A 1,199-nucleotide genomic window follows, 5' to 3' on the forward strand; every position below is an offset into this window, starting at 1 on the left:
TTTATAATAATAAAAGAATACATTCCGCTATAGGTGATTTAACGCCTAATCAAATGGAAAAATACTTAAATCAAAATCGAAGAATGGCAGCTTAAAATTGTCTCCACTTTTTAGTTGCAATTCCATAACATACCCCTTATACGGCTGTCCTTGCCCATCTTTGAAATCCGAAATGTAGAGTGTCTTGCCCTCGTTGAGTTGCTTGTACTGTTCATCGGAGAACACTTTGTTGCGGAACATTTTCGGGTCGTTTTCCTGTACCTGTCTGGGTGCTTTATCGCCAAAAAGAAACTCCGTATATTTTTTGTCGGCATTGAACTGCACATGGGCATTTTTGTTCGTACTGTTCTTAAAATCCAACCCCTCTAAATAAATGGCTTTCCCATCTTTCAAATCCTGTTTTTGGTCTTCGGTCAGCTTTACGCCCTTAATCTCATCGGGTACTTTTATCCTGTCCTGCCGGAATGCGATAACCTCGTTCGTGAGGTGGTCGATACTGATAACGGAGGGTATCTTTTCGCCTGTTTTACGGTTGGTCAATTCCACCACACGCCCCATGTTTCCGGTTTTGAGCAGATTTTCCCTGTCTTCTTTGGTAAACTCGTGACCAAAGAAAGGGGCTTCGAGGTTGGGTTCGTGGCGTACACCGTACATCATAAATACCGCCTTACCATTTGCACCATTTTGAAGACCGAGCCTTGCATCTGAACGCAGAATTACCGTATCTAAATTGACACTTACAGGCATTACGAAATTAGTTTTATAGCCCTTTAGCAAAGTGTCCATTGCCCCCATTTTTTCGAGCGTTTCCCTTTTCACACCAAGTTGCTCTAAAGTTTTCCAGTCAACGTCTTCTGCTTTAAAGCGGTATTCGCTTTTCTCCTGCGCTTGCTGTGTTTCCTGTGGTGCTTCCACATCCTTTTTGGTTTCCTGTTGTTGCTCCTTTGGCTCTTTGACCTCATGCTTTGCCATGACAGCCTCGCCCTCTTTGGCGGGGGCATTGACCTGTTTCTGCATTTCTTTGGCGGTTTCGACCGCTTCCTTTGCAGGTACTTTGAAGAATGAGAAATGGGTGGAGTTGCTACCTTTGAGTGGAGACAGATTTAAAAAATAAAGAATTAAATTTGTTAACATATGGCACGAGTATTTGAAGAATCTTTTAAAATCATGGCAGTTGAATTATCCTGTATAAAAGGATC

Annotated in this window: 1 protein-coding gene; it reads right to left on the reverse strand. The window is 42.3% G+C overall.

Annotated elements, in window-relative coordinates; translation table 11 throughout:
- Positions 1-45: 45 nt before the first annotated feature.
- Positions 46-1,134, reverse strand: a complete 1,089-nt coding sequence (locus GOQ17_RS16015; RefSeq protein ID WP_236537182.1) for a DUF3945 domain-containing protein — start codon at positions 1,132-1,134, stop codon at positions 46-48.
- Between the last annotated feature and the right edge of the window lie 65 nt (positions 1,135-1,199).

The organism is Sphingobacterium composti (genome assembly GCF_009829075.1).
In the GTDB taxonomy this organism is placed as follows: domain Bacteria; phylum Bacteroidota; class Bacteroidia; order Sphingobacteriales; family Sphingobacteriaceae; genus Sphingobacterium; species Sphingobacterium composti.